This window comes from Gluconobacter sp. P5H9_a, assembly GCF_018812085.1.
Lineage (GTDB): Bacteria > Pseudomonadota > Alphaproteobacteria > Acetobacterales > Acetobacteraceae > Gluconobacter.
Window position 1 is genome coordinate 202921 of record NZ_JACRVW010000005.1, and the last position, 25488, is coordinate 228408.

At 56.8% G+C, this 25488-nt stretch carries 25 protein-coding genes; 12 read left to right on the forward strand and 13 right to left on the reverse strand.

What is annotated here, in order from left to right:
• Positions 1-55: 55 nt before the first annotated feature.
• Entirely contained in the window at positions 56-1267 is a 1212-nt protein-coding gene (hemA, locus tag KP708_RS07615) for a 5-aminolevulinate synthase (RefSeq protein ID WP_215749081.1), read from the reverse strand.
• On the reverse strand, positions 1264-2217 hold the full coding sequence (locus KP708_RS07620) for a LysR family transcriptional regulator (RefSeq protein WP_215749083.1): 954 nt from the start codon (positions 2215-2217) through the stop codon (positions 1264-1266). The genes hemA and KP708_RS07620 overlap by 4 nt, the downstream gene beginning before the upstream one ends.
• 112 nt (positions 2218-2329) lie before the next feature.
• Here KP708_RS07620 and KP708_RS07625 point away from each other — a divergent pair, with 112 nt between their 5' ends.
• Both KP708_RS07625 and KP708_RS07630 read left to right on the forward strand, forming a co-directional pair.
• Positions 2330-3034 carry a pirin family protein gene (locus KP708_RS07625; protein WP_215749084.1) on the forward strand — a complete coding sequence of 235 codons (705 nt, stop codon included), beginning with the start codon at positions 2330-2332 and terminating at the stop codon, positions 3032-3034.
• A 131-nt stretch (positions 3035-3165) separates the two neighbouring features.
• Positions 3166-3525 carry a YidB family protein gene (locus KP708_RS07630; protein ID WP_215749086.1) on the forward strand — a complete coding sequence of 120 codons (360 nt, stop codon included), beginning with the start codon at positions 3166-3168 and terminating at the stop codon, positions 3523-3525.
• A gap of 52 nt (positions 3526-3577) precedes the next feature.
• On the opposite strand, the gene KP708_RS07635 is transcribed toward KP708_RS07630, so the two are convergent.
• A complete protein-coding gene (locus KP708_RS07635; protein WP_252348088.1) occupies positions 3578-4567 on the reverse strand; it encodes an EAL domain-containing protein in 990 nt (329 codons plus the stop codon).
• A 240-nt stretch (positions 4568-4807) separates the two neighbouring features.
• On the opposite strand from KP708_RS07635, the gene KP708_RS07640 reads away from it, so the two are divergent.
• Complete coding sequence (locus KP708_RS07640) at positions 4808-6094, forward strand: MFS transporter (protein ID WP_215749088.1); 1287 nt, start codon at positions 4808-4810, stop codon at positions 6092-6094.
• Here the strand turns inward: KP708_RS07640 and KP708_RS07645 are convergent.
• The 4 genes from KP708_RS07645 to KP708_RS07660 are packed head-to-tail and all read right to left on the reverse strand — an operon-like array spanning position 6091 to position 9304.
• Positions 6091-7698 carry an NAD(P)/FAD-dependent oxidoreductase gene (locus tag KP708_RS07645; protein ID WP_215749090.1) on the reverse strand — a complete coding sequence of 536 codons (1608 nt, stop codon included), beginning with the start codon at positions 7696-7698 and terminating at the stop codon, positions 6091-6093. The two genes, KP708_RS07640 and KP708_RS07645, sit on opposite strands and share 4 nt — an antisense overlap.
• Positions 7695-8312 (reverse strand): TIGR00645 family protein, encoded by a 618-nt coding sequence (locus tag KP708_RS07650; protein WP_046899986.1) that lies wholly within the window; start codon positions 8310-8312, stop codon positions 7695-7697. Before KP708_RS07650 ends, KP708_RS07645 begins: the two co-directional genes overlap by 4 nt.
• A 60-nt stretch (positions 8313-8372) precedes the next feature.
• Entirely contained in the window at positions 8373-8696 is a 324-nt protein-coding gene (locus KP708_RS07655; RefSeq protein WP_046899987.1) for a ribbon-helix-helix domain-containing protein, read from the reverse strand.
• 26 nt (positions 8697-8722) lie between these two features.
• Positions 8723-9304 carry a DJ-1/PfpI family protein gene (locus KP708_RS07660; protein ID WP_215749446.1) on the reverse strand — a complete coding sequence of 194 codons (582 nt, stop codon included), beginning with the start codon at positions 9302-9304 and terminating at the stop codon, positions 8723-8725.
• 195 nt (positions 9305-9499) lie between these two features.
• Here KP708_RS07660 and KP708_RS07665 point away from each other — a divergent pair, with 195 nt between their 5' ends.
• Genes KP708_RS07665 through KP708_RS07675 form a run of 3 tightly spaced genes read left to right on the forward strand, consistent with a single transcriptional unit; the run spans position 9500 to position 12086 of the window.
• Entirely contained in the window at positions 9500-10468 is a 969-nt protein-coding gene (locus tag KP708_RS07665; RefSeq protein WP_215749091.1) for an ATP-binding cassette domain-containing protein, read from the forward strand.
• On the forward strand, positions 10465-11289 hold the full coding sequence (locus tag KP708_RS07670) for an ABC-2 family transporter protein (RefSeq protein WP_086634362.1): 825 nt from the start codon (positions 10465-10467) through the stop codon (positions 11287-11289). Before KP708_RS07665 ends, KP708_RS07670 begins: the two co-directional genes overlap by 4 nt.
• On the forward strand, positions 11286-12086 hold the full coding sequence (locus KP708_RS07675; RefSeq protein ID WP_202206376.1) for an ABC transporter permease: 801 nt from the start codon (positions 11286-11288) through the stop codon (positions 12084-12086). Before KP708_RS07670 ends, KP708_RS07675 begins: the two co-directional genes overlap by 4 nt.
• 2 nt (positions 12087-12088) lie before the next feature.
• Here KP708_RS07675 and KP708_RS07680 read toward each other — a convergent pair whose 3' ends face one another.
• Positions 12089-12676, reverse strand: a complete 588-nt coding sequence (locus KP708_RS07680; protein ID WP_215749093.1) for a DUF805 domain-containing protein — start codon at positions 12674-12676, stop codon at positions 12089-12091.
• 213 nt (positions 12677-12889) lie between these two features.
• Here KP708_RS07680 and KP708_RS07685 point away from each other — a divergent pair, with 213 nt between their 5' ends.
• The 4 genes from KP708_RS07685 to KP708_RS07700 all read left to right on the forward strand — a co-directional run bounded on the left by KP708_RS07685 (position 12890) and on the right by KP708_RS07700 (position 18958).
• Positions 12890-13936 (forward strand): cation diffusion facilitator family transporter, encoded by a 1047-nt coding sequence (locus tag KP708_RS07685; protein WP_215749095.1) that lies wholly within the window; start codon positions 12890-12892, stop codon positions 13934-13936.
• An 8-nt stretch (positions 13937-13944) separates the two neighbouring features.
• Positions 13945-14838, forward strand: coding sequence for a cation diffusion facilitator family transporter (locus tag KP708_RS07690; RefSeq protein WP_215749097.1), 894 nt, complete (start codon positions 13945-13947; stop codon positions 14836-14838).
• Positions 14839-15137: 299 nt separating this feature from the next.
• Positions 15138-16595: a chloride channel protein gene (locus KP708_RS07695; protein WP_202206372.1), complete on the forward strand. Its 1458-nt coding sequence runs from the start codon at positions 15138-15140 to the stop codon at positions 16593-16595.
• A gap of 401 nt (positions 16596-16996) precedes the next feature.
• The gene (locus tag KP708_RS07700) at positions 16997-18958 is read left to right on the forward strand and encodes a Hint domain-containing protein (protein ID WP_215749098.1); all 1962 of its coding nucleotides are present in this window, start codon (positions 16997-16999) and stop codon (positions 18956-18958) included.
• A gap of 87 nt (positions 18959-19045) precedes the next feature.
• Here the strand turns inward: KP708_RS07700 and KP708_RS07705 are convergent, their stop codons facing one another.
• Complete coding sequence (locus tag KP708_RS07705) at positions 19046-19831, reverse strand: phosphatase PAP2 family protein (protein WP_215749100.1); 786 nt, start codon at positions 19829-19831, stop codon at positions 19046-19048.
• 179 nt (positions 19832-20010) lie between these two features.
• Here KP708_RS07705 and KP708_RS07710 point away from each other — a divergent pair, with 179 nt between their 5' ends.
• Positions 20011-20292 (forward strand): SelT/SelW/SelH family protein, encoded by a 282-nt coding sequence (locus KP708_RS07710; RefSeq protein ID WP_063904605.1) that lies wholly within the window; start codon positions 20011-20013, stop codon positions 20290-20292.
• On the opposite strand, the gene KP708_RS07715 is transcribed toward KP708_RS07710, so the two are convergent.
• Positions 20277-20807 carry a DinB family protein gene (locus KP708_RS07715; protein WP_202206369.1) on the reverse strand — a complete coding sequence of 177 codons (531 nt, stop codon included), beginning with the start codon at positions 20805-20807 and terminating at the stop codon, positions 20277-20279. The two genes, KP708_RS07710 and KP708_RS07715, sit on opposite strands and share 16 nt — an antisense overlap.
• A 178-nt stretch (positions 20808-20985) precedes the next feature.
• On the opposite strand from KP708_RS07715, the gene KP708_RS07720 reads away from it, so the two are divergent.
• Positions 20986-22041, forward strand: coding sequence for an aromatic ring-hydroxylating dioxygenase subunit alpha (locus KP708_RS07720; protein WP_215749102.1), 1056 nt, complete (start codon positions 20986-20988; stop codon positions 22039-22041).
• A gap of 53 nt (positions 22042-22094) precedes the next feature.
• Here KP708_RS07720 and KP708_RS07725 read toward each other — a convergent pair whose 3' ends face one another.
• The 3 genes from KP708_RS07725 to KP708_RS07735 are packed head-to-tail and all read right to left on the reverse strand — an operon-like array spanning position 22095 to position 25438.
• A complete protein-coding gene (locus KP708_RS07725) occupies positions 22095-23135 on the reverse strand; it encodes a WD40 repeat domain-containing protein (RefSeq protein ID WP_215749104.1) in 1041 nt (346 codons plus the stop codon).
• Complete coding sequence (locus tag KP708_RS07730) at positions 23132-24118, reverse strand: GTP-binding protein (RefSeq protein WP_086633998.1); 987 nt, start codon at positions 24116-24118, stop codon at positions 23132-23134. The genes KP708_RS07725 and KP708_RS07730 overlap by 4 nt, the downstream gene beginning before the upstream one ends.
• 21 nt (positions 24119-24139) lie before the next feature.
• Positions 24140-25438, reverse strand: coding sequence for an O-antigen ligase (locus KP708_RS07735; RefSeq protein ID WP_252347243.1), 1299 nt, complete (start codon positions 25436-25438; stop codon positions 24140-24142).
• Positions 25439-25488 lie beyond the last annotated feature (50 nt).

The following is a 25488-nucleotide window of genomic DNA, read 5'->3' on the forward strand; positions in this document are numbered from 1 at the left end:
GCAGCCAGTGACCCGGCTGCCTTTTCCAGAATTCAGAACGCTGACCTACCTGACTTCAGGCAGCTTCAGAGCGCTTGAGCTGACGTTCGCGCCATAGCGTAGAGAGTGCTTCGACCAGTTCATCAATTGCTTCGTTTGTATGAAGCGGCGTCGGCGTCAGACGCAGACGCTCCGTTCCGCGCGGGACGGTCGGGAAGTTAATCGGCTGGATATAATGCCCGAAGCGGTTCAGCAACTCATCGGAGAGATCCCGGCAAAGTTCTGCCTCACCCACCATGACGGGGACGATGTGGCTCGGATTGCCGACATGCGGAATGCCTGCCTTGTTTAGAGCGGCACGCAGATAGGCAACCGCACGCTGCTGACCTTCACGCTCGACGCTGCTGCGCTTGAGATAACGGACGCTGGCCAGAGCACCCGCAGCAATCATCGGCGGCAGAGCCGTGGAGAAAATAAAGCCAGAACCAAAGGAGCGCACGAAGTCACAAAGCGGCGCGGAGGCAGCAATGTAGCCACCCACAACGCCGTAGCCTTTGCCCAACGTCCCTTCAATCACCGTCAGACGATGGGACAGGCCCAGCTTTTCAGCCACGCCCGCACCGTGATCGCCGTACATGCCAACAGCATGAACTTCATCAAGGTAAGTCATCGCACCGTATTTGTCGGCCAGATCACAGAAGGCTTCGATCGGTGCGATGTCACCATCCATGGAATAGACGGACTCAAACGCAATGATCTTGGGAACGTCTACTGGAAGTTCTTTCAGGCGACGCTCCAGATCTTCCACATCATTGTGACGGAAAATCTGCTTCTCAGCGCGGGAATGACGGATACCTTCAATCATGGACGCATGATTGAGCTCATCAGACAGAACCACGCAGTTGCGCAGACGGCCTGCAATCGTTCCCAGCGTCACCCAGTTAGACAGGTAACCTGAGTTGAAGAGCAGTGCACTTTCTTTGCCGTGCAGGGACGCCAGCTCTTTTTCCAGCTCCACATGATAGTGGTTGGTGCCGGAAATGTTGCGTGTTCCGCCTGCACCAGCACCCGTCTCATCAAGGGCATCATGCATCGCCTTGAGGACTTCCGGGTGTTGCCCCATGCCGAGATAATCGTTGGAACACCACACTGTGACGTCACGACCGAGCCCATGATGATAGGCTTTCGGGAAATTGCCGGACCGGCGCTCAAGTTCCGCAAAGTAACGGTAGCTGCCATCGGCGCGCAGACCGTCCAGGGCGGACTGGAACATCGCATCATAATTCATCGCGTTTTCTCCTGCGCGGCACTGTAATCCTGTGAAATCTTTCCGCCAAGGGCCTGCTCCAGATAGGCCAGCAGAACACGGAGCCGCGCAGGCATCTGCATCCGGGTGGCACCACACCCTACGACCATGAACCAGACCGACAGAACACTCCCCCGCCACTTCGGCAGAACCTCGACCACTCGCCCCGCCTCCAGATCCCTCCGCAGCATGAAATCTGGCAGAAGCGCTAGGCCTGAGCCATTTCTGAGCGCCGGCAGAAGCATGTCTCCACTATTGACCATCATCCGGTTTCGAAGTCGGACAGACGCCTGCTGGCCATTCTCATGTGTAAGGCGAAGAAGGTCCGGCAGATCGGAATTCGCGTAGAGCAACCCTGCATTTCCTGAAAGATCTTCCGGTTTTTCGATCCTCCCGAGTCTCTCCTTCATCTGTGGCGAACAGACCAGCCGCATCACAGAACGGCAAAGAAGATGAGCCCCTCCGTTGGTTACGGGGGCTAGGTCTCCCGGTGTAATGCGGACAGCTGCTTCAAACCGGCCACTCAGCAGGTCGACGGTCCGGTCATCGAGATCAATCTCCATAGAAATATCCGGATACCGGTCCATGAATTCCGGCAGAACAGGTCCAAGAATATCCAGCCCGAACCCCATGGGAGCAGCCAGGCGGATCGTTCCCCTTGGGCTGACCGAGCCTTCCCGCAGCTCTGCTTCCAATCCTTCACCATCGGCCAGCATCCGCCGTGCGCGTTCCAGACATGCCACTCCGGCGGATGTCAGGGAGAGGTGACGGGCACTTCGCTGGAAAAGGGTCGTCTTCAGGCGATGCTCCAGACGTGCAATCACCTTGGACACTGTAGGCGGAGACAGCCCTAGAGTTCGTGCCGCAGAGGCGAACGAGCCGCTTTCGGCGACACGGGCAAAAACAGCCCACCCTTCAAGATCCGGGAGCATAGAGCCTCTCTAAGATGCGCTTTATGGAAACTTTATGTTTCCATCAATTCCATTTTCTTTACGCCACATTGCGCCCATCTTGAAGGCCATAACCTTTACTGAGGAGCGACCAATGCTCGATATCAGACCCTTCTCCTCGCTTGGCCACGCCAACCACGGATGGCTGGACGCCCGGCATCACTTTTCTTTCGCTGGCTACATGGACCGGCACCGCATGCACTGGGGCCGTCTGCGCGTCTGGAACGATGATAAAATCGAAGGCGGCACAGGCTTCGGCGCTCATCCGCACAAGGACATGGAAATCATCACCTATGTTCGCACCGGAGCCATTTCTCACGAGGACAGCCTTGGCAACAAAGGCCGTACGGAAGCTGGTGACGTTCAGGTCATGTCTGCCGGCAGCGGCATCGTCCATGCCGAGTTCAATAAGGAAACCGAAGACACCACCCTCTTCCAGATCTGGATCATCCCCAATGAACCAGGTGGCACGCCCAGCTGGGGCACGCGACCATTCCCAAAAGATGCTCGCAATGGACGGTTCGTAACCCTTGCCTCCGGCTTTCCGGAAGATGATGCCCTGCCGATCCGGGCCAAGGGCCGCGTTCTGGGAGCAACCCTGAAAGCTGGCGAAACCCTGACCTTCGAAACCAGCCGGGAAAACTTCTCCTATCTCGTGCCGGCGACAGGAAGCCTGGAAATCGATGGGCGAACCGTTGCAACGCGGGACGGTGCAGCGCTGACCGATGTGGACAGTATCGTCATAACTGCGCTGGAAGATGCAGAAATTGTTCTGGTAGAAAGCGGCCCCCTCGACTGACAGGGCAAGGCGGAAACATCACGCAAAGGTGTTTCCGCCGCATGCTACACACGCTCGATTCAAACGTTGTTACTGTAGGGCCAAGTCCCCCCGGATGCGGCCAGTCTCTCTCTTGATGAGGAGTACGGGTCATGACAACCACGACCGAGACCAAAGGCCAAAAATCCACCTCCCTATTCGTCCGTTTTGGTGACTGGCTTAGCAATGCCAGCATGGACAGATCAGGGCTGACAGAAGTGACCATCCGACTGATGCGTGACGACTGTCATCTTGCGACCCGTGTGAGCGAAATTCACAATACGGAAAGCAATCCTCTCACCCCCAAGGAAGTTGAAACCCTTATGGGAGAGAAGCACCTTAAGTATATTGCGGATCAGACGGGGCAGTCCCTTGAGGCTATCGAGGATGCTCTGACAGGCGTTCTGCCCATGCTTGCCAACTTGCTTCGCGTAGATCCAGAACGCCTGTTCCAGTACCAGTGTAAGATATGAGAACCTGAACGGCAGCTATTATCACCTATCGAAGGTAGCTGCCGTTTTCTCATTAGAGGCCTTCAGCCGTACGGGTCATGCGCCGCCTCTTTGAGCGACCCTCCACACTTGCAAAGCGCTCATTGATCTGAGCGGTCGTTTCAGCTCCAGCCAAAATGAGCCCGGACGCCTCGGAGCAACCGGTTTTCTGCACAAATTCCAGCTGCTTGGTCGTATCTACTCCTGTAGCACGAATGCACAAACCAAGCGCTTTGACAGCCTCAAGAGCGGCCCGGTAGAATACAACTGCACCTTCGTCGAGCTCTGGAACGTCGCCCTGCGGATTCCAGGTTAAGCTGGACGCTGACAGAACTGCCAGATCAAACTGAACACCGTCCAATAGACCGCTAATGGCGCGTTCTCTCAGTAAAGTCAGGCTGGAGACCGAAGACCCAAAGCCGTTCGTGAAGATCTGAACACCCCGATCACGAAGAGACGCCAGCGTGTAACAGACTTCGCGCTCCTCTTGAGCGATCCCGCTTTCCTGAAAAACCAGATCCAGACGCGAAATGGGAAACCCGCTCTGATCCAGAACACCGTTTAAACGACTGTTGAACGCTGCATCCGGTGCCTGATCGTCTTCGAGCGAGACCATCAGACGCATACCATCCGGCCAGCCTGCCGCCTGCGTACAGGCAACCTGCAGAAGCTCCAGATCAAMTTCTCTCTGCTGCTGCTCAAGCGGCTTGCGGCGACTTCGCCGGACGGTGCGGCGTGGGATAGCCAGCCAGAGCTGGCTCATGTCCACCTGCGCGCCAATCAGCTTTTCCATTCCCGCCCGGCCAGCCGCCATCCGAGGCAGCCATCGCAAAGGCGGCAGAGCACTTTTCTGGCGCGCTCGACGGCTGCGCAGGGTCGTGGCAAACATCGTGGCGTTTGTCGGAGAAATGTTCGTGTCGGACCTCACAGGATCATCTCTTCGGTCTCTGGTCACAGTGCCAGTCACTTTGGGGCCAAAAGAGGCTGCATCCGCAAAACTGACATCCTGTCCTGCATCATCCAATTTCGAACATCTCCTGTTCCATCTGCGCGACAGAATGACGGGAGAAGGCTAATTTTCCCTTAACAACAGCCGTTTTTCGCTCACTTTCCCGTGGGGTTTCGACAAAATCGCGGAGGAACCAAGAGTCAAATTCTTCGTTCGCTCAATCAGGACAATTCTGCTACCGATTTTGCTCCAGCGGATTTTCCGTGCCACTTCCTTCAAGCGCGCAGGTTCAATCTGCCTGTCAGGACATTGTTGATGACGGATGCTCTCTCTCGCTCCGCCCCGAACACGTCTTCCCGCAACTCTCTCAAGGCTTTGCTACCTTTCTGGCAGGTGACGTTTGCGTCTTTCCTGGGATGGTTTCTGGACGCTTTTGACCAGACATCCCTGATGTTCACACTGCCGGACATCGCTCATGATTTCAGCTGCACCATCGGCACACTGGGGATGGTTCTGACAGCCCAATCCCTTGGACGAGCCATAGGTAATACAAGCTGGGGCTGGCTCGCTGACCGTTATGGCCGTCGTTTGGCCTTTATGCTCGGCGTCGTCTGGTTCGGTGTTTTTTCTGCCATGACGGGCCTGTCCCACAGTCTTCTGATGCTGGGTATTGTCCAGTTCCTGTTCGGCATCGGTTTTGGTGGTGAATGGACCGCCTCTGCAGCCCTCCTGATGGAAAGTGTTCCCGCCTGGACACGTCCGATGGCGTCTGCGCTCATGATGTCAGGTTATGAAGTCGGATATTTTGCAGCAGCCGGAGCGCAGGCTCTGATCCTGCCGCATTATGGCTGGCGCGTGCTGTTCTTCATCGGACTGGCGCCTGCTCTTCTTGCGATTTTCATTCGCCTCGGGGTCAAGGAAAGCCCGGTCTGGCTGCGGAACCGGGCAGACCGGGCGGCCGGTCAGGCCAAAACGCCGACACAGCCTCTTCCCAAGGTAAAATTCCGCCTGAACGGAGCGGCCCTACAGGCAATTGCCTTCATGGCGTTTCTGGAATTTCAAAAAGCGGCCATTTACACATTTTACCCGACGATCCTGCGTGGGAGCCATCACCTGACACCACAGGACATCTTCATTCCCATTACCCTCTACTGCATCGGATCGTTCGCTGGAAAAATCCTGTGTGGCTGGCTGGCAGAACGATGGGGTGACCTGAAGGTCATGCTTGGGGCGATTGCGATTGTCGTTCTGACAATCTGGCCGTTCCTGAGCGCTCCGTCCTGGAGCATGCTGCTGACGGCAGCCTTCGTCATGGGCGCTGCTGCATCCGGTATCTTTGCCCTTGTGCCGCATTATCTGGCGAAATGCTTCCCTTCCGAGACACGTAGCTTCGGAATGGGGCTGGGTTATGCTCTAGGGTCTATCGGGCAGGGTATTGCCGGATGGCTGATCCCGGGAATTGGCCGGACCCCGATCACACTCCCGCTCACTGCGGAAGCCTTCGTAGTCGGGTCCAGTGCCGTCACGGCCGGTATCGCCCTGCTTCAGCCGAAGCACCTTCCGGGTGAAACCATGGAAGGCGACGAAGAAGCAGCCTCTTAAAGAGAGGCTGCCAGCCACTCGGCGGTACGGATTCCATCTATGCCGGCGGACAGAATACCGCCGGCATATCCTGCCCCTTCTCCCGCAGGGAAAAGCCCATGCAATGTTGGGCTCTGGCCATCACGGTCTCGCTGAAGCCGGATCGGGGAAGACGTACGCGTTTCCACTCCGGTCATAACAGCATCATCCATCGAGAAGCCCTTCAGCTTGCGTTCAAAACGCGGCAAGGCCTCACGAATGGCGTCCGAAACAAAATCCGGCAGACAGAGCGTCAGATCAGTCGGTGTCACACCCGGCTGGTAGGACGGCACGACGTCCCCCAGCGTTGTGGAAGGGCGACCGGCCAGAAAATCCCCGACGCGCTGGGCAGGAGCACGGTAATCGCCGCCACCGGCCACAAACGCTGCCTTTTCCCATTTCCGCTGAAGTTCGACACCCGCCAGAACATCGTTCGGAAAGTCCTTTTCCGGCGTCACTTCAACGACAATTCCACTATTCGCATTCCGTTCGGCACGGGAATACTGGCTCATGCCATTGGTCACGACCTGTCCGATTTCAGACGTCGCCGCTACGACCTGTCCGCCCGGGCACATGCAGAACGAATACACAGCCCGGCCATTCGACGCGTGATGAACCAGCTTGTAATCGGCAGCACCGAGCAGGTCGTTCCCGGCGTAGGAGCCGAAACGGGCTGTATCAATGACAGACTGGGGATGTTCGATCCGCACACCGATAGAGAACGGCTTGGCGTCCATAGCGACATTCGCATCGCGGAGCATTTCGAAGGTGTCGCGTGCGGAATGCCCAACAGCCAGGATAACGCGCTCGGCAGGCAGGGTCTCTCCCGTTGAAAGGCGTAGGCCTCGCAGACGGCGTTCTGTTCCCTCACCTTCCATGTCAAAGCCATCGACGCGCGTCTCAAACCGGTACTCGCCGCCGAGACGTTCGATTTCCTCGCGGATGAACATCACCATCGTGACCAGTCGGAAGGTCCCGATATGGGGCTTGGAGACGTACAGGATCTCTTCCGGCGCACCCGCCCGAACAAACTCTTCAATGACACGTCGGCCCAGATTGCGGGGGTCGGACACGCCAGAGTAGAGCTTGCCGTCAGAGAACGTCCCGGCTCCGCCTTCCCCAAACTGGACGTTGCTCTCGGGCGTCAGAACGGATTTCCGCCACAAGGCAAACGTATCCACCGTTCGGGCGCGAACCTCTTTGCCACGCTCGATGATGATAGGCTTGAGACCGGCCTGTGCGAGCGTCAGCGCCGCCATGATCCCGCAAGGGCCTGCCCCGATAACCACGGGGCGCGGCATCCCTTCGGGCAAGGTGGCTTTGGGAAGATGATAGGTTGTGTCAGGCGTGGAGCGAACATGCTGGTCCGCTTCGTGGGCCGCAATCACAGATGCCTCGTCCGTCACGTCACAGTCGATGCTGTACACCAGAACGATGTGGCCGCGCTTTCGGGCATCGTATCCGCGTCGGGCGATCTTGAAACTTTTCAGGGCCTCGGAGGGGATATTGAGGCGCGTCAGCACCGCCTCCCGGAGCGCCTCTTCAGAGTGCTCCAGCGGCAGGCGCAGTTCTGTCAGGCGAATCATGCGTCGTGCTTTTCTTTGTGCTGGGCGGCGTCAGGCTGCGGATCAGCGTGATGCGTATCCGGCGAACCTTCCATGATGCGATCCATGACGGCCATCAGAACACCGGACACAACGAAGGCCAGATGAATTCCGACGCTCCATTCCAGAGCACGCGTGGAGGTGTCATCCACACGGATGAAGTCAGCCAGAACATGGATGGCAGACATGGCGACGATGGACGCCATGAGCTTGATCTTGATATCCCCGAACGTCACGTGACCAATCCAGGACGGATAATCTTCGTGCTGGCGGATATCGAGACGGGAAACAAAGTTCTCGTAGCCCGAGAACATGACGATCAGCAGCAGGTTCGCCAGCAGGACCAGATCGATCAGATCCAGCACACCAACGAAAACGTCATCGAAATCCAGGCCTGTTGCTTTGAGAACAAGAGCCAGAAGCTGCTGGAAGAACTTGAAGGCCACCAGCAGCAGCCCGATGGTCAGGCCGAAATAAAGCGGTGCGGCAATCCAGCGGGTTGCGAAGAAGGCACGTTCCATGACGTGTTCTGCGCGTCGCGAGGACAAGGGATTGCTGCCGGGTTTCTGGCCCTGTGGGGAAGAAGGAGTCGTCATGGTCCTTCTGTACGATTTTGCGAGCGTTTCCGCCAATGCCTCTTTGCTGCGCCGTATCGATTATCCAACACGACGCAAGGCAACAGTCTGACCAACGGCGGAACTGGAACCTGACTGCACGCGTCGTTCCCGGTCCAGATAGCGAAGGCAGCTGACGCGCAAAAACGACGCCATATTTGGCAGTTCACCACGCAATTCGAGAATTTCGTCCGAAAGCTTGGTGATGAGCTGATTGACGGTCATGCCATCTGCCGCCGCGATTTCCGTCAGGATGTCCCAGAACATGTTTTCCAGCCGGATCGTCGTTACGACCCCATGAATCCGCAGCGACCGCGTGCGGCTTTCATAGAAGATCGGATCGGCACGGACATAGAGTTCACACATATGGGCTCTCCTGACGGAACAAAGGCTCAGGCTTCGATTTTGGTTCCCAGAACCTTCAGGAACTGACCAATCCATGCCGGATGTGCTGGCCACGCTGGCGCTGTTACGAGCTTGCCGTCTGTCACTGCACCGTCAATTGGGATGGCCTGATAATCAGCTCCTGCGAGGATCATTTCAGCACGACAGGCCGGATAAGCGGAGACCTTGCGGCCTGAGATGACATTTGCTGCGGCGAGAAGCTGCGGACCATGGCAGACAGCAGCAATCGGTTTGTCAGCCGTGACAAAAGCGCGGATCAGGTCCAACACGCTCTCATCGGTGCTGAGCTGCTCCGGGGCACGGCCGCCGGGAATGACCAGTGCGTCATAGTCTTCCGCTTTTACGCCTGCATAAGTGGCGTTCAGCGTGAAGTTATGACCGCGCTTTTCAGTGTACGTCTGATGGCCTTCAAAATCGTGGATGGCCGTTGCCACCTGCTCTCCAGCCTTCTTGCCCGGTGACACCACATCAACCTTGTGTCCCACCATCAGCAGCATCTGGAATGGCACCATGATCTCGTAATCTTCAACGAAATCACCTGCGAGCATGAGAATACGTTTACCGGCCATTGGATCATCCTGACGATCAAGGTTCACAATACTGCTCCCGTCTTACCGTATTTGAGAAGCGCGTGGGTAATAGGTGGTGACGACATTCCGCTCTGTCACCATGGCCTCCCACTTGCCTGATTATGAGAGCTCACGCAGAACTATTATTCCGTTCAGTCATGGCACCCTGGTGCCGTCAGAAGGCCCTGTTCCGTCATGAAGAATGCTGCCGCGATTGAGGTACATGACCTCCGCAAGACATATCAGGTGCGTGATGGCGGCAGTTGGCGTGGCAAAACGCGCGAAATCACGGCTCTGGACGGCATTTCTTTCACAGTCCCCGCAGGCGAGATTGCCGGTTTCATCGGGCCGAACGGCGCTGGGAAATCTACTGCCATCAAAATACTGACGGGTATCCTGCGCCCGACCTCCGGGACCGTCCGCGTTGGCAACCTGATCCCTTGGGAAAACCGGATCGCACATGTCGCGCGGATTGGCGTGGTGTTTGGCCAGCGCACGCAGCTCTGGTGGGATCTTTCCGTTGGAGAAGGACTGGCGCTTCTCCGGGATATTTACAGCGTGGAGCCAGCAAGGTTCCTCCGCAACCGGGAGCGTCTGGCGGATGCGCTGGATCTGCACGGCATCATGGATCAGTCCGTCCGGCAGTTGTCTCTTGGCCAGCGCATGCGGGCAGAAATCGCCGCTGCCCTGATCCATGATCCGGATGTGATTATTCTGGATGAACCTACGATCGGGCTGGATGCCCCATCCAAGCTGGCGGTACGCGCTTTTGTGCGGGATCTGCGACGCGAGCGCGGCACAACGGTGCTTCTGACCACGCATGACATGCATGATATTGAAGCACTGGCAGACCGGGTCATCGTCATCGGTCACGGTCGTATTCTTGCCGACAGCCCGTTTGAAGCCCTTCAGGCGACCACTCTGTCGGAGCGAATTCTGGAAGCAGATTTTACCGGGCCGCTGCCAGACCTGCTTCTGCCCGATGGCGCGACAGAAACAGCGCGTGGCTCTCGCAGCGTGACGATCACGTTTGATCCGCAACGCCTGCCCGCGCCTGTGCTTGTGGCGCATCTTTCAACACTACCGGGCTTGGGTGATCTGCGGATCGGGCGGCCGGCGATTGAAGAAATTATTACACGCTTCTACGCGGACCACGCATCGTGACCATCAAACCTTATGTGACGTCTTTCGTCCTGCAATGGAAAATTGGTCTGCGATATCGTCTTGCGGTGCTGGCGGGGCTTGTGGCGCAGATGTGGTTCGGCGCGATTTCCCTCATGGCCTATGCCGCGGTTTACCATCATGCTCCCGGCGTAGATGCCCCCATGACGCTGCGTCAGGCCATGACTTACACCTGGATCCAGCAATCCCTTTTCACCCTGCTTCCTCTTGGCTGCCTCCCCGCCATTGGTGAAGCAGCAAAGAGCGGAGCAATCGTCTATGACCTGTTGCGCCCCGTCGATCTATGGAACTGGTGGCTTTCGGCCTCGCTTGCCCGTCTTCTTGGCAACGCCATCCCGCGCGCAGTTCTTCTTGCCGCTGTTGCAGGGCCGCTCGCTGCCCTCGTTGGGCTGAATGGCTGGAGCCTCGCCCCGCCCGCCTCATTATGGGCCGCAATGCTGGCTCTGTGCTCCTTCATCCTCGGTGCTTTCATCTCTGCAAGCATCGTGATGTGGTGGAATATCGTAACGGCCCGAACATTATCGCCTCTCGGAACGTATGCTGTCGGCACACCACTGGCTGTTCTGCTCTCAGGAATGCTCCTGCCGCTGCCACTTTATCCGGACTGGGCGCGTGAGTTGCTCCTGTTTCAGCCTTTTGCCGGAATTTCTGACATTCCCATTCGGCTCTACATGGGCATGGCCATCCCGGGCGGCGTTCTGACCGCCTTGGGCATTCAATGTTTCTGGCTGGCCGCACTCACACTTGTGGGGCGCTTCTGGATGCATCGCACCATCTCCCGGATGGAGGTTCAGGGCGCATGAATGCGTTTTCACTCTACCGACGGATGGCAGCAGCCTCGATCAAGGCACAGTTGCGGTATCCCGGAACATTCGCACTTCAGTTAATTGGAAATTTCGTCACCACCCTACTGAGCTTCTTTGGAATCTGGAGCCTGTTCCAGCGGTTTGGTAGCATCGCGGGCTGGGATATTGGTGCCGTGGCCGTTCTATACGGACTGGTAAACGTATCTTTTGCGATTGCCGAAACCCTTGGCCGCGGCTTTGAGGTTTTTGGCGGCGAGTACGTCAAGACAGGTTCATTTGACCGGCTTCTTCTTCGCCCACGCTCAACACTCGTCCTGCTTCTTGGCCACGAGCTGCGACTGCGCCCGATCGGCCGCTTCCTTCAGGGGGCATTTGTTATGGGAGCAGGTTTCTGGCTCTCGCCACATGTCTCATGGGCGACAGTTTGGCTTTTGCCCTGGGCGGTGACGGGTGGGGCCGCCATGTTTCTGGGCGTTCTGATCGGACAGGCCGCCCTGTGTTTCGTAACGGTCGAAGGGCTGGAGGTTGTAAACGTCCTGACCTATGGCGGCGTGGAAGCAGGACAATACCCGCTCACCATGTTCGCGCGCTGGCTCCGTCGCTTCCTGACATGGGCGCTCCCGCTATCAGCCGTCTGCTACTATCCTGCTCTCGCCATGCTGAACCATCCTGACCCTTTGGGTATGCCCATCTGGTTCGGCCTGCTCTCGCCGGGAATGGGCTTTACGTTCCTTGGCCTGATGGTTCTGTGCTGGCAGAGAGGCGTAGCCGGATATGTTTCAAGCGGAAGCTGAGGCTATTTGGCCGGATAGCCCCATTTGTTGATCCGGTAGTCCGTGTCGAAGCACATCATGATCAGCAATGGGATGGTTCCGATCACTGTAAAGTATAGTAGCACCCACCAGCCTGAGCGTCCGGTGTCGTGCAACCGTCGGACTGACACGCTGAGATCCACCACGAACAGATAGAGCCACGCAAAAAAAGCTGCGATACCCAGTAACGCGACAATGCCGCCGCCTCCATGCCTGAGGTCACTGGAAATCATGGAAATGACGATGGAACACAGGATCCCGAAAATCCTGAAATACCAGTATTCCTTCCGGCGGGAGCGGCCCTGAAAATCCGTTGCCCGGCGCAGACAGGACCTGACAGCATCCGTAAAAGACATGTCCGCAGCAGGCAAAGACGTAAACTGCCCGAACTGAATATCCAGAAACACATTGTTGGCCATTGTGCCCCAAGGCTCGAAATCCACCCGCTGCCCCTTCATGGGCGCCAGAGTGTCCCGCCAGTTCATTTTCGAAAATGCATACCGAACGTCCTGATCATTCAGGATCACGCCTTCGCTCGTCTGAACATCAAATCCGAGAACGGTGCCTTTCATGGACACTCTCCCTGCAAGTGCCCCTCTGCTGACATTGCAGGGTTAGGCCTCCTCTTTGTTACGGAATATAACCGGCGCGTCCAGCCACGGCATGGGAAAACTACCCTCCTGCCCGCATCAACCCCGACAATTCTGCAAGAGCCAGATCATCGCTTGGGTTGATGGAACGAGATGCTATATGATGCGACACTCCAGCCACAGATTTGCCCGGACATGACATCAGATCACAGCCACACGTGCGCACAAGGCCATGACCACACTGATCATGACCATTCTCATGCAGATGGGCACGACCATGCCTCTCGTGATCACCAGGATCATGACCATGAAGGCTGTGACGGGCATGATCACGGGTTTGGTTTCGGGCGTCCACATACGCATGCACCGGCGAATTTCGGCCGTGCGTTCGCTATCGGGATCATCCTGAACACGGTTTATGTCGTTGCCGAAGCCCTCTGGGGCGTCTGGGCACACTCCCTGTCCCTTCTGGCAGACGCAGGACACAACCTGTCGGACATTCTGGGCCTTGGCGCAGCATGGCTGGCCGAAAGTCTGGCCCGTCGTGCCCCTACCACACGCTTCACCTATGGCCTGCGCCGTTCCACCATTCTTGCGGCCTTCGTGAATGCGACAGTCCTGCTCCTGGTGACAGGCGGGATCATCTGGGAATCCATCGTTCGGCTTTTCGCCAACGCGCCTGTTGAGGGAACGGTCGTCAGTTGGGTGGCGCTCGTCGGAATTGCGGTCAACGCATTTACCGCCCTCCTTTTCATGAAGGGGGCCTCGAACGACCTCAATATTCGCGGCGCGTTCATGCACATGGCATCTGATGCCATGATGGCCTTTGCCGTTGTGATTGCGGGGCTCCTGATCACATGGACGGGCTTTCAGATCATTGATCCGATCGTCAGCCTGATTGTCTCTGTGTCCATCATTGTCGCAACATGGTCCCTGCTTAAAGGGTCGGTGTCCCTATCCCTTGATGGCGTTCCTGCCGGGATTGTACCAGCTGACGTTCAGGCCGCCCTATTGGCCGTTCCCGGTGTGACCGGGCTGCATCACCTGCACATCTGGCCCATGAGCACGACGGAAACCGCTCTGACTGTGCACCTCATCCGGGATGAGGCCACATTGCAGAGCCCTGAGCAGATCATCACGCAGGCCACAATCCTTCTGCGTGACAAGTTCAAAATTTCTCACCCCACCTTCCAGATCGAAAGTTCACCAGCATCCTGCGATCTTCAACAGGTCTGCTGCTGAGAACTTCAATGATTTCAACGCGCATCAAGATTGCCTACGCTTCCATCGGGGTGAGCGTAGTGGTTCTGGCCATCAAGTACGCAGCATTCTGGGTGTCCGGCTCAGATGCCCTGCTGTCCGATGCGATTGAAACCATTCTGAATGTCATTGCGGCATTTGGTACCTTGTGGGCACTCTCCATTGCGGCTCTCCCCGCCGACGACAACCACCCTTATGGCCATGGCAAGGCAGAATACCTGTCCGCCGTCATTGAAGGCGTTCTGGTTGTTTTAACGGCACTCGGCATTCTCGTTGTTGCCGTACATGACTGGATGCACCCCACGCCGGTCCATGCCCCGTTCCAGGGCGTTGCACTGAATGCGCTGGCCGGTGTCGTCAATCTGGTCTGGGCACGCGTCCTCATCGGGTTTGGCCAGAAGAATTCATCACAGGCTCTGCTGGCTGCGGGCGAGCATGTTCAGTCTGACGTCTGGGCGACTGTCGCCTTGGTCATTGGCGTTTCCCTGATCCCGGTCATCAAATGGGACCGTCTGGATGCAGTTCTGTCCGCGCTGGTCGCCCTGAACGTTCTGCGAGCCGGCTTCTCGATGATGAGCCTGTCCATGTCAGGCCTTATGGATGAAATTCCGGGCACAGAAGCCGTGGAAACCGTAAAGGCTGTCATTTCCTCAAGCGGAACGGGTGCTCTCGAAGCGCATGATCTGCGCCTGCGAAAGGTCGGGGTATTGCATTTCGTAGAATTCCACCTTGTGGTCCCGAGCGAAATGAGTGTGCATGACGCTCATGAAATTTGTGACCGGATCGAGGCAGGCCTGAGGGAAGAACTGGGCCGAGCTTCAATTCATATTCATGTCGAACCTGCTGACAAGGCCAAGCATTCCGGCATTCTGGTTCTCTCCTGAACGGCAAATTTTACTACCATTATCAGTCTCTTTGACCAGAAGTCTCCAATCTCAGACCACGCCTTACAGTGGAAACCAAACTATAAGGCTTTGACTGTAAAAAGGGCGGCCCTCCGAACATGCTTTTGCTGCGACAGTCTTTCCGGTTTCGGGTTGTACAGGCCTCTGATTTTTCTACTTGATCGGTTCAGACTTCTTGACCCGGCGCGAAGAAGGCTGGCAGGACCGGACATGTAACGCGCGGAGTTTGTACCGGGCGTATCTTCCCTTGCCCGACACTCCTTCCTGGACGTCCTCCATTGGCCGATACTTTGCCCCCTTCTTCAGGCTCCGCTCCCAAGCCTCTCCCACCGGGGCATCTGTCCTCGCAGCACGCCCTGCGCCGTAAAGACCGTATTCATCATCTGAGACGCTCGGCCCGCGCCACGACAACCCAGTGGCGGCGCACTGTCATCTACTGGATCGGCGCCGTTCTCATTGGTGTTGTTGCCGTGCTTTTCGCACGCATGGGCGACGCAGCGGCTGACCTGAGAACACGAATTCTGGAATGGCACCCCTGGGCGATGCTGTTCGTCGCTCCAGCAGGTCTTGCCTTCATCACATGGATGACCCGAACCCTTTTCAAAGGCGCACAGGGATCGGGTATCCCGCAAACAATCGCCACTCTGCACATCGAGAATTACACGATGGTGGACAGGGTGCTGGCGCTCAAGATTTCTGTTGGAAAGATTCTTCTGACCTGTCTGGGCCTGCTCTGCGGTGCTTCGATCGGGCGCGAAGGCCCGAGCGTTCAGGTCGGGGCATCCATTATGCATGCCTTTTCACGTCTGCTGGGACAATCCAACATCGCTGCAAAGCGCAGCATGATCCTTGCCGGTGGCGCCGCTGGTATGGCCGCAGCATTCAATACGCCACTGGCCGGCATCGTCTTTGCGATCGAGGAACTCTCACATTCCTTTGAACAGCGCACATCCGGACGGACGCTGACAGTCGTTGTTGTCTCCGGTGTAACGGCAATCGCGCTGTTGGGAAACTACACCTATTTCGGCCATGCAGACGTTGATATCCCGGTTGGCACAGCGTGGATCGCGGTGCTGACCTGCGGCATCCTCGGCGGACTGGCAGGCGGAACGTTTGCAGCACTGGTCATCAAGGCGTCGCGCGGCCTTCCTGGCCCTGTCGGCCGTTTTGCCGGAAAACGCCCCATCGCGTTTGCTGCCGCTTGTGGGCTCGTACTGGCTATCATTGGCCTGATCTCCAAAGGCACAACCTATGGAACGGGCTATGCACAGGCTCGCGCTATCTTTTCAGGAACAGAGCACTATCCAGCCTCTTTCTTTGTCCTGAAATATCTCGCGATGCTGGTGTCCTATTGCTCAGGCATTCCGGGCGGCATGTTTGCACCATCCCTGGCGATTGGTGCTGCTATTGGAGGCTGGGTTGAGCAGTTTCTGCCCCACACTACACCCGGCGCAGTCGTACTGCTGGGCACAGTCGCCTATTTCTGCGGCGTCGCGCAGTCGCCCCTCACAGCGACCATCATCGTCATGGAGATGTGTGACAATCAGCAGGTCACGCTTGCGCTACTGGCCACATCCTTTCTGGCGTTTGGCGTTTCTCGCATGGTGTGCCCTCGTCCACTGTACACCGCGCTGGCTGACAGATTCATGGAAGCCAACGAACATGCCCTGCGACCGCCCAGACCTGGGGCGCCAGAATCGAACACAGAAAGCACCGACAATAAAAAAGCGCTCTAAGGAGCGCTTTTTTATTAAGAAACGTCGCCTGAGATTCTTTTCGTTAATAAGTAATTAATCCAAATTCAAACTCTTCCAATATGCCTCGATATCTCTATCGAGAGATCAATTCATTTTACTGCGTGATAACGGCTAGATTAGCCTGAGTTTTCCGCCATTTCTTCATCTCCACAGATGCCGATCTTAGAAAAAAAATTTCACATAAAGATACAAAAAACAAAACTTCTTATTGTTTTTAAAATCTGAACATGTCATTGAACCGCCGTGCCTGAAAAGAACACGGATTCAGGAGCCTCAAGGCAATAACAACTCCACATGCCCATAATCAAAAGTATCTTTGATTGAACCAGTGGCATTCATTATGGACGCAACCGCGTCTTTCCCCAAGAAAAGACATCATAGTGAACCATAGAACTCCTTCCCGATATCCTGATCCTTGCCATAATGGACTGACACGTAGACAGCATAATACGACCGTCAGTGGACTCTATATTTCAGGAAAGAATGACTACCTCGTCGTGCAATCCGGTGGCATAGCCATCGACACAACAGTCACGGCAGGTGGTCACCTGCAGGTTTACTCTGGTGGCAAGACCATCAGTTCCATTCTCACAGTCCCCGATACGGAAGAGGTCATCTATTCCGGCGGAACCGCGACCGGCACAATTGCCACCAGAGGAGCAGGTCAGACCGTCAACAAGGGAGGCGTTGCCAGCAACACCGTTGCAAGCAATGGCAATCAGTTCATCTTCGGTGGTTCGAGCTTCAATGCGTCCATTCAAAGCGGCGGCAAGCAGACCCTGACCTCGGGAACGGCGACGGCCAACACCGTTACCTCTGGCGGCACAGTGGTTGCAACTGGCGGCACGACAGTTCGCGATCGTATTCTGGCAGGTGGCGTTGAGAACATCAGCCAGAATGCTGTTGCTTCCGGTGCGACTGTATCTGGCGCTGCTGCCCGTCTGAACGTTTTGAGTGGCGGCAGTGCCGTCAACACGATCGTCAATGCCGGAGGCAACATCGTTGTCGGAAGTAAGGGCACAGCGAGCGGGACGATCGTCTCTTCGGGTGGCTCTCTTGTCATTCAGGGCGGCAGCATAACCGGCACGATGCTTGTGCCCGGCGGTCAGATTGACGTCAGCACGCTGGACTATCAGGGCAACACGGCCGCAAAGATCGTCGGCAATGTCCTGACCGTAACTCAGGGTAAAGCATCCTACACCATCAAGCTCGTAGGCGATTACTCCAAGTACCACGCCCATTTCTCTCCAGACCGGAATGGAAAGACCGTCATCTCTCTGGATAAGGGAGCGGAAGTCTGCTTCCTCGCGGATACGATGATCCGCACCACGACCGGTGACATGCCCGTTCAAGACATCCAAATTGGCGCCAAGGTTCTCGCGTGGACACCTGAGGGAGAACAGGCTCGCCCAGTTGTGTGGGTGGGTCGGAAGCACGCCATCGTCCGTCAGCGACTGGCTTCGGATGTAGCGGGTTATCCGGTTCGCATCTGCAAGAATGCGATTGCGGATGGCGTTCCGTCCAAGGACCTTCTGGTTACGCCAGAGCATAGCCTGTTCATTGATGGCGGCCTGATCCCGGCCCGTATGCTCGTGAATGGCCGCAGCATTATTTACGACACCTCGATCACATCCTACGATTACTTCCATATCGAAACGGATGTTCATTCCGTCCTTACGTCTGACGGAATGCTGACCGAGAGCTATCTCAATACAGGCAATCGTGATGGCTTCACGCAGGACAATGCCGTCGTCAGCCTGAGCAGCCCTGTACGAACATGGGAAGCAGATGCCGCTGCACCGCTGACCGTCAGCCGTGACAAGGTTGAGCCCATCCATCACGCTCTTGCCCAACGCGCGGTGGACCTCGGCCTTGCAGACGTTCGTGACGTCAAAACGATCGTAACAGACCCGGACCTGCATCTGATCACACCGGCAGGCAAAATGATCCGTCAGTCCCGTGAGAGCAATGGCCGTGCGATCTTCATGCTGCCGTCAAACGTGGGCAGTGTGCGCCTTGTTTCGAGAACGGCAAAACCATCTGACGCCATCGGGCCATATGTGGATGACCGTCGTGAACTGGGCGTGCTGGTTGGGGACATCACCCTGTATGCCTCGGAAAGCACACGCAGGATCACATCTCATCTGGAAGCATCCGAGCTTCTAGGCTGGGCTGACAAAGACAACACCGCCATTCGCTGGACACTCGGCGATGCCGAACTCGATCTTGGTTCCAGCCCTGTACCGCACGGCATGTCTCTTCTTGCCGTAGAAATCGTTGCTGGCGGCCCATACATCGACCAGCAGCCCACTGAAGTCTCTGTTCTTCAGGCACAAAACTGAAAACAGCCACCCTAAAACAGGGTGGCCGCGTGACAGAACTTCAAAAACAATCCGGCCGTAGGACTTCAAGCCCTTGGCCGGATTTTATCATTCAGACAGAATGGAATGTGCAGCAGCGTCTGCTTCTGCAGCACAGTCAGCAGCATCTGGTGCAGGCGCCGTAGCCTTCATGGCACGCAGTTCTTCGCGGGCCGCAGCAAGATCATCCTGCAGTTCCGGAGCAGCAAGAAGCGCATCCATTTCAGACGATGCATTCAAAAAGCCAGCCTGCACGTCTGATTTCCAGTGCGCTCCACAGACAATCCGGCTCTCACCAAAAACACGCCCACGCTGCAGGAGCATGGTGGCATGTTCAGGCATCAGGTGGGCCAGCACAAGCGCCATGCCATATCCTGCCGTCGTGTGGCCGGACGGATATGAGGAATGAAGGCCCAAGCCCTCGGGCGAGGTGCAGATCGGGAGGTTCGTACCAACAAACGGACGCGTCCGATGCCAGTAATGCTTGGCTTCAGAGGTCCGGTGGATGATGGGATTTTCCATCCGCTTCAGGACGCTGGCCAGATGCGGCGCTTTGGCCAGATCCAGCGTGTAACCAACGGCGCAGGAAAAATCGCGAACCAGATGCGGCACTTCCAGATCTGCATCTTTCTGCGCCAGCGCCCAGCGCGGCGTATCTTTCAAGGCGCGCGTCTCATGAAAAACCCTGTCATCATCCGCCTGTGCAGCACTTCCCACCCCCGGCGGAGGCGGCAGAACAAGCCGGACATCCGGTGCTGCGGTTTCCGGCAAAGGCTGCCGAGAGGGTGCTTCACAAGCTGAGAGCAGAGTAGCGCACATCAGAAGCGCAACAGGCAGGCGAACAGAAGAAATCATGCGGTGCAGGGTCTCGCAAAATGGAAAAGATGATCCACTTTCATAATGTTCTCTTCCTGTCGGAGGAAAGTGTTTCTTTATGACCGTTGCACGTCATCCCTGAAGACACATCTGACAGATGGCAGAGTTACCGTGCTGTGCAATGATGCTCCTCAACGCTTCACCCCGGGAGAAAAGACATGTCCTCCACAGCACCGCGCGTCTCAATCCGATATTGCACGCAATGCAACTGGCTTCTGCGGTCTGGGTGGATGGCTCAGGAACTGCTCTCCACGTTTGGGCAGGCTCTCGGGGAAGTCGCCCTGATCCCTGATACTGGCGGCCGCTTTGAAATTCATGTTGATGACGTGCTCGTCTGGGAACGCAAGCGCGATGGGGGATTTCCTGGCCCCAAAGAGCTCAAACAGCGTGTCCGGGACGTCATCGCGCCTGAGCAGGATCTTGGTCACACAGACCGCTGATCCTCATCCCGGAGAAACACCGTCAGGTCATTGGATGGCCAGTTCTCCGGGATCTGCTTGAGCATGTCGCCCACAAAACCACGGTGATAAGTAGCGTGATTGACGACATGAAGAATGATCTGCTCACGGGTCATCCGCCCAGGCTGTCCATCAACAAATGTAAATGAAACCGGACAGTTCAGATCGTCCACGCTCCATTGTTTCACGGCAGCCAGATACCACTCGTTCATGGACTGTGTTGCCTGCCAGAGCGTCTTGAGATCAGGTATCTGGTCGGTCTGACGTGACCGATAACCGTGATCCTTCCCCTGAAGATGATGACGAAAAATGTCGTCAACGACATACACATGGTTCAGCGTACCCAGAATGGTGCTGAACGTCGTCTGCCGCGGCTTCACAATCTCCAACCGGGGCAACTGTAACAGCGTTTCGTATGCCAGCCTGTCAGCCCAGGCGCGGTATTCCAGAAACAGAAAAAGCGTCTTTAAATGAGGCGGAAGAGACAGTCTGGACATACAGGCACCTCATTTCGATTTCGTTTCATACATGCCGTATTGGGGCATTTGAGGCAATTCGCTCCGCTCATCATGCCTCATTATTAGAACGCTTCAATCATATTTATAATATATCAGAGAACGCATGATCCATGGAATGCTCTGCGAGTCCGTTCTTCAGCCCGCGGGGACCCTAACCATGACCGCAGCCTGCGCCAGCCTCTCTGCCGCATCCGTTGACCTGCCACGGAACTGTACGTTCGAACCCGCAGACTGGCAGATCCTTGCCAAGTCCTGGCACCCGGTCGCCCTCTCCCGTGAACTCGGGGAGCGCCCGCTCGGAGCGGTTCTGCTGGATGCACCTCTCGTCATTTACCGCTCTGGAGATGATATCGTCATTGCCGATGATCTGTGCCCTCATCGTGGGGTGCCATTGAGCATGGGCAATGGAAACGGCGAGACGATTGCCTGTGCCTATCATGGTTTTCGGTTTGGCCAGGATGGTCGTTGCGTGCGTGTCCCTGCGCATCCAGACAGCAAGATCCCGCCGAAGCTCCACCTGAAGACCTACCCCGTTGTAGAGCGGTTCGGCCTCATCTGGACGTGCCTGCGCCCTGAAGGAGAAATCAATCTCCCACCGATGCCGCATTGGGACGATCCAGCCTTCCAGCAGATCACCTGCCCGTCCATCGACATCAAGGGCTTCGCAGGACGTCAGGTCGAAGGCTTTATTGACGTGGCACATTTTGCCTTCGTCCACACCGAGACTTTTGCAGACCCTGAAAACCCGATCGTTCCATCCTATTCACCCAAGCTGACGGAAACGGGGTTCGAGGCTGAATATCGCAGCAACGTCTCCAACTTTCCGCACGGGCTTCTGGGCGTTGAAGAGTTTGCGGACTTCGAATGGCTCCGGCATTTCCGGGTTTTCCTGCCCTTCACGGCAACGCTGGAAATCCACTTCCCGAACGATGGCAGGCTCGTCATCATGAATGCAGCCTCACCGGTTTCGGCTCGTGTGACACGCATGTTCGCGCCAATCTGCCGAAATTTCGATACGACTGGCTCCGTTGAGGATGTTTACGAATTCAATCGCCGCGTCTTTGAAGAAGACCGTCAGATTGTTGAGGCGCAGAAGCCGGAAAACCTGCCTCTTGACCCCAACCTCGAGGCGCATGTGATGGCAGATCGCAGTTCCATCGCCTATCGCCGAGGTCTGCGTGGGATGGGGCTGAGCCAGTTTTTCACAGCCTGAACGCAAAAAAGGAGGCCCAAAGGCCTCCTTTTCATGACGGTCTGAAGCGACACTCAGCTTGCTGCGGACAGATCCACAATACCAACTGTTCCATCTTCCGTTCCAAAGACGATAGCCCCGCCCTGCGGGGTAAAGGACACGGACGTCACCTTGCCACGGGCAGCTTTCTGGCCTGAGCAGAGAGGCAGCACACGCTGGTCCCCGCCCCCGATCTCAGCCAGAAGAACAGTCCCGTCTTCGTAGCCGGCCGCAATGATGTCTTCCTTCGGGTTGGGGCAAACAGCGCTGACAAACAGCCCCGGAAGACGGGCCAGCTCGGACGGTGCCTTGCCCATCGGGCCACCACCGAAGAACGGCCACAGCACAATGGCATCCGCCCCGGCCGTCGCCAGCCAACGGCCATTGCGCGTAAACGCCATGGACCGCACCTGCTTGGGATAGCCGCTCATGCGCATGTTGTGTCCATCTGCCAGACGCCAGCCATGCAGGTCATTTTCCTGCATGGACGTCACGAGAGCCTCCCCACCCGGATGAATGGCAATGCCAATATGGCTGCCTTTCCATTCGAACGGGCGCACCGTATCGACCTTGGCCTGCACGAACCAGACAGACGCACCGTTGTAATGCGAGGCCGCAACACGCTTGCCTTTGGCATCAAAAACAATGCCCGTCACAGATGACGGATGATCCAGCTTCTTAAGCGTTGTCGTGCCTTCAGCCGCCCGGACTTCAAGCTCCCGGCCAGCCGAGAACGCGAAATGCGTGGTGGATGACGCAATGCAATCGACCCATCGGCGCCCTTCGCTCAGAACCTGTGTTCGGCCATCAGCATAAGTGCGGACAAGCTTTCCGTCCTCACCGCCCGTCAGGAATGCATCCGGCAGGCTGTCCTGTGACAGGCACAACGCCCCCTCGTGAACCGAGAGAACCGTCCAGGCGCCAAGCGTATTCATCTTGTCGCGTGGAATGAGAATGATCTCACCGTCCGCCGTGGCCGCAGCCAAAGTCTTGCCATCACGTGACGACGCAACGCCGATGATCGGGCTTTCGAAGCGGCGTTCTGCGCCGCGATCTTCAATGATTTCCCGTGTCATTCCGCGATGCAGCTTTCAAAGCCGCGACGAAGCTGCGGGCGGTTCAGATTACGGCCGATGAAAACCAGACGGGAATCCCGGCTTTCTCCCTCACGGTAGGGGCCGATGAAGTCACCATCTGCCATCATGTGCACGGCCTGAAACGCAAAGCGCTGATCTTCACCCTTAAAGTGCAGAATGCCTTTGGAGCGCAGGATATCACCACCCTGTTCCTGCAGAAGCGCGCCAATCCAGGCCTGGAAACGCCGCTGGTCAATCAACTCCTTCACAGAGAGGGAAATGCTGACGATGCCCTCTTCATGGGAATGGTGATCGTTTTCCAGAAAATCCGGCATCGTGGACAGGGCGCGCTGAAGGTCAAAGCCACCACGGTCCAGAATGTCTGTCAGCTTCACGCCGCCATGCTGGGCTTCGTGAATTTCAGCCACGGCATTGATCTGGCGAATGCGGGCAACGATTTCCTTGCGGCGCTCTTCATCGGCAAGATCGGTCTTGTTCAGAACGATCACATCCGCAAATGCGAGCTGACTGACGGCCTCCGGGCTTTCTTCCAGCGTCTGCATGATGTTGAAGGCATCAACAACTGTCACGACAGCATCAAGCCGGGCCTTCTCGCGGATGTTCTCATCCACAAAAAACGTCTGTGCGACAGGCGCCGGATCGGCAAGACCGGTCGTCTCGACAATGATCCCGTCAAAACGACCACGACGGCGCAGCAGCCCGCCGAGAATGCGGATCAGATCGCCACGCACGGTACAGCAGATGCAGCCGTTGTTCATTTCGAACACTTCCTCGTCGGCATCCACCACGAGGTCGTTATCCACGCCAAGCTCACCGAACTCATTGACAACCACGGCATATTTGCGGCCGTGCTCAGCAGTCAGGATATGGTTCAGCAGGGTGGTTTTACCGGCGCCAAGAAAGCCGGTCAGAACAGTAACGGGAACGGTTCCGGCGCGTGCCGGATCACTGGTGCTGGACATTGGGGTGCCTCCGTAATCTGCTTACGATATAGGCCCGCGCGCGGTGTCTTGAAAGCCGTTGCGATAGGCCACCCCCAGACCGAGCATCAGAAATCCCCATCCACCCAACGGCAGATTCATGAAATCCGAAGAGGACGCGATGGGCCATTCCTGAATGAAGACCGCGGCAAAAAGACCGATTGCAATGGCTGAACCCTGCCGCCCTGGCCAGAGCGCCTTGAGCCAGCAGGCCACCATCAGCACAAACAGGATCAGGCCCGGAATACCAGCATTTACCAGAGCCTGAAGATAATGATTGTGCGGATGCTGAACACAGAGATCGCGCCAGCCTTTTTCTGGCGTTGCCATGGAAAGCCACGACAGACCGTGGAACGTCGCCGGGTCATCACAGTGATGGCGATAGGCGTCATAGCCCTGCCCCAGCAAAGGATGTTCCTGCGCCATCACCACAGCATGAGTGTAAATCTCGCCGTAAGGAGACTGGCTAAAATGCGTCAACTGCTGCCGGGCAAGCACAACGAGATGTGAGAAGCTACCGGGCGACAGCGCACTTGCGGCAAAGATCAGAAGCGGCATCATTGCCGCCGCGACAAGCGCTGCCGGGCGCATCGGCCGATACAGAAGCGCGCAGATGCCAATTCCGAACAGCGAAAGTGCGAATGGCATTCTCTGCCCCGCGAGGACCATGACGGCCACAGCAAGAACCGTCGCAGCACAGAGCCCCAGAGTGCGGGACCAACGACTTTTCCACCCCCCGATCAAAGTACAACCAAGCATCAGCATCGGCAGAATAAGGCGTGACAGCGGGGCAGCGGCACGGGGGTGCGTGTAAGGGCCTGTGAGAGTGCCATCATGAAAGCGCGGCACGCCAAACAGATTTCGTCCGAACGCCGCCTGAATCATAATCTGGAATGCGATGTAAAGGCCGCATCCACACGTGACCCAAAGCGCCCTTTTGCGCCAGACGTCATCGCGTAACAGCCAGCAGCCCAGCGCTGCAGCAGCCAGCGGAAAGCGAATGGCTGCCAGAGACTGGCCCAGTGCCCCATGACCGGGCGAGACCCAGACTGTGCACAAAACCTGCCAGCCCCACCAACAGAAGGTCGCGATGACCCAGGGCTCTCTTGCCCAGTCCCATTGCCGCGTTCGTGCCGACTGCACCAACAGCAGAACGGCAAGAATATCGAGGTCTGCTTCCGCCAGCCCTCTGAGATGCGTGAGTGTCAGCGGCAGCAGAACAGCAAGCCACTGGCCGAGGCGGGTCAGGGAAAAAGAAGACAGGCGCATGAACATTGTGGATGGCGGGTTTCGACTTTCCATGCAACCACCTCCATCCGAATGCGCTTTTTTGAAACAGTCCCTTTCTTATG

What these genes read in the sequence shown, in the direction of transcription:
- KP708_RS07725 (WP_215749104.1), bottom strand. Translation starts at nt 23,135, where the DNA reads ATGACACGGGAAATCATTGAAGATCGCGGCGCAGAACGCCGCTTCGAA.
- hemA (WP_215749081.1), bottom strand. Translation starts at nt 1,267, where the DNA reads ATGAATTATGATGCGATGTTCCAGTCCGCCCTGGACGGTCTGCGCGCC.
- KP708_RS07655 (WP_046899987.1), bottom strand. Translation starts at nt 8,696, where the DNA reads ATGTGTGAACTCTATGTCCGTGCCGATCCGATCTTCTATGAAAGCCGC.
- KP708_RS07735 (WP_252347243.1), bottom strand. Translation starts at nt 25,438, where the DNA reads ATGGAAAGTCGAAACCCGCCATCCACAATGTTCATGCGCCTGTCTTCT.
- KP708_RS07720 (WP_215749102.1), top strand. Translation starts at nt 20,986, where the DNA reads ATGACCGCAGCCTGCGCCAGCCTCTCTGCCGCATCCGTTGACCTGCCA.
- KP708_RS07685 (WP_215749095.1), top strand. Translation starts at nt 12,890, where the DNA reads ATGACATCAGATCACAGCCACACGTGCGCACAAGGCCATGACCACACT.
- KP708_RS07640 (WP_215749088.1), top strand. Translation starts at nt 4,808, where the DNA reads ATGACGGATGCTCTCTCTCGCTCCGCCCCGAACACGTCTTCCCGCAAC.
- KP708_RS07645 (WP_215749090.1), bottom strand. Translation starts at nt 7,698, where the DNA reads ATGATTCGCCTGACAGAACTGCGCCTGCCGCTGGAGCACTCTGAAGAG.
- KP708_RS07730 (WP_086633998.1), bottom strand. Translation starts at nt 24,118, where the DNA reads ATGTCCAGCACCAGTGATCCGGCACGCGCCGGAACCGTTCCCGTTACT.
- KP708_RS07705 (WP_215749100.1), bottom strand. Translation starts at nt 19,831, where the DNA reads ATGATTTCTTCTGTTCGCCTGCCTGTTGCGCTTCTGATGTGCGCTACT.
- KP708_RS07715 (WP_202206369.1), bottom strand. Translation starts at nt 20,807, where the DNA reads ATGTCCAGACTGTCTCTTCCGCCTCATTTAAAGACGCTTTTTCTGTTT.
- KP708_RS07710 (WP_063904605.1), top strand. Translation starts at nt 20,011, where the DNA reads ATGTCCTCCACAGCACCGCGCGTCTCAATCCGATATTGCACGCAATGC.
- KP708_RS07625 (WP_215749084.1), top strand. Translation starts at nt 2,330, where the DNA reads ATGCTCGATATCAGACCCTTCTCCTCGCTTGGCCACGCCAACCACGGA.
- KP708_RS07630 (WP_215749086.1), top strand. Translation starts at nt 3,166, where the DNA reads ATGACAACCACGACCGAGACCAAAGGCCAAAAATCCACCTCCCTATTC.
- KP708_RS07650 (WP_046899986.1), bottom strand. Translation starts at nt 8,312, where the DNA reads ATGACGACTCCTTCTTCCCCACAGGGCCAGAAACCCGGCAGCAATCCC.
- KP708_RS07675 (WP_202206376.1), top strand. Translation starts at nt 11,286, where the DNA reads ATGAATGCGTTTTCACTCTACCGACGGATGGCAGCAGCCTCGATCAAG.
- KP708_RS07665 (WP_215749091.1), top strand. Translation starts at nt 9,500, where the DNA reads ATGAAGAATGCTGCCGCGATTGAGGTACATGACCTCCGCAAGACATAT.
- KP708_RS07660 (WP_215749446.1), bottom strand. Translation starts at nt 9,304, where the DNA reads ATGGCCGGTAAACGTATTCTCATGCTCGCAGGTGATTTCGTTGAAGAT.
- KP708_RS07620 (WP_215749083.1), bottom strand. Translation starts at nt 2,217, where the DNA reads ATGCTCCCGGATCTTGAAGGGTGGGCTGTTTTTGCCCGTGTCGCCGAA.
- KP708_RS07680 (WP_215749093.1), bottom strand. Translation starts at nt 12,676, where the DNA reads ATGAAAGGCACCGTTCTCGGATTTGATGTTCAGACGAGCGAAGGCGTG.
- KP708_RS07690 (WP_215749097.1), top strand. Translation starts at nt 13,945, where the DNA reads ATGATTTCAACGCGCATCAAGATTGCCTACGCTTCCATCGGGGTGAGC.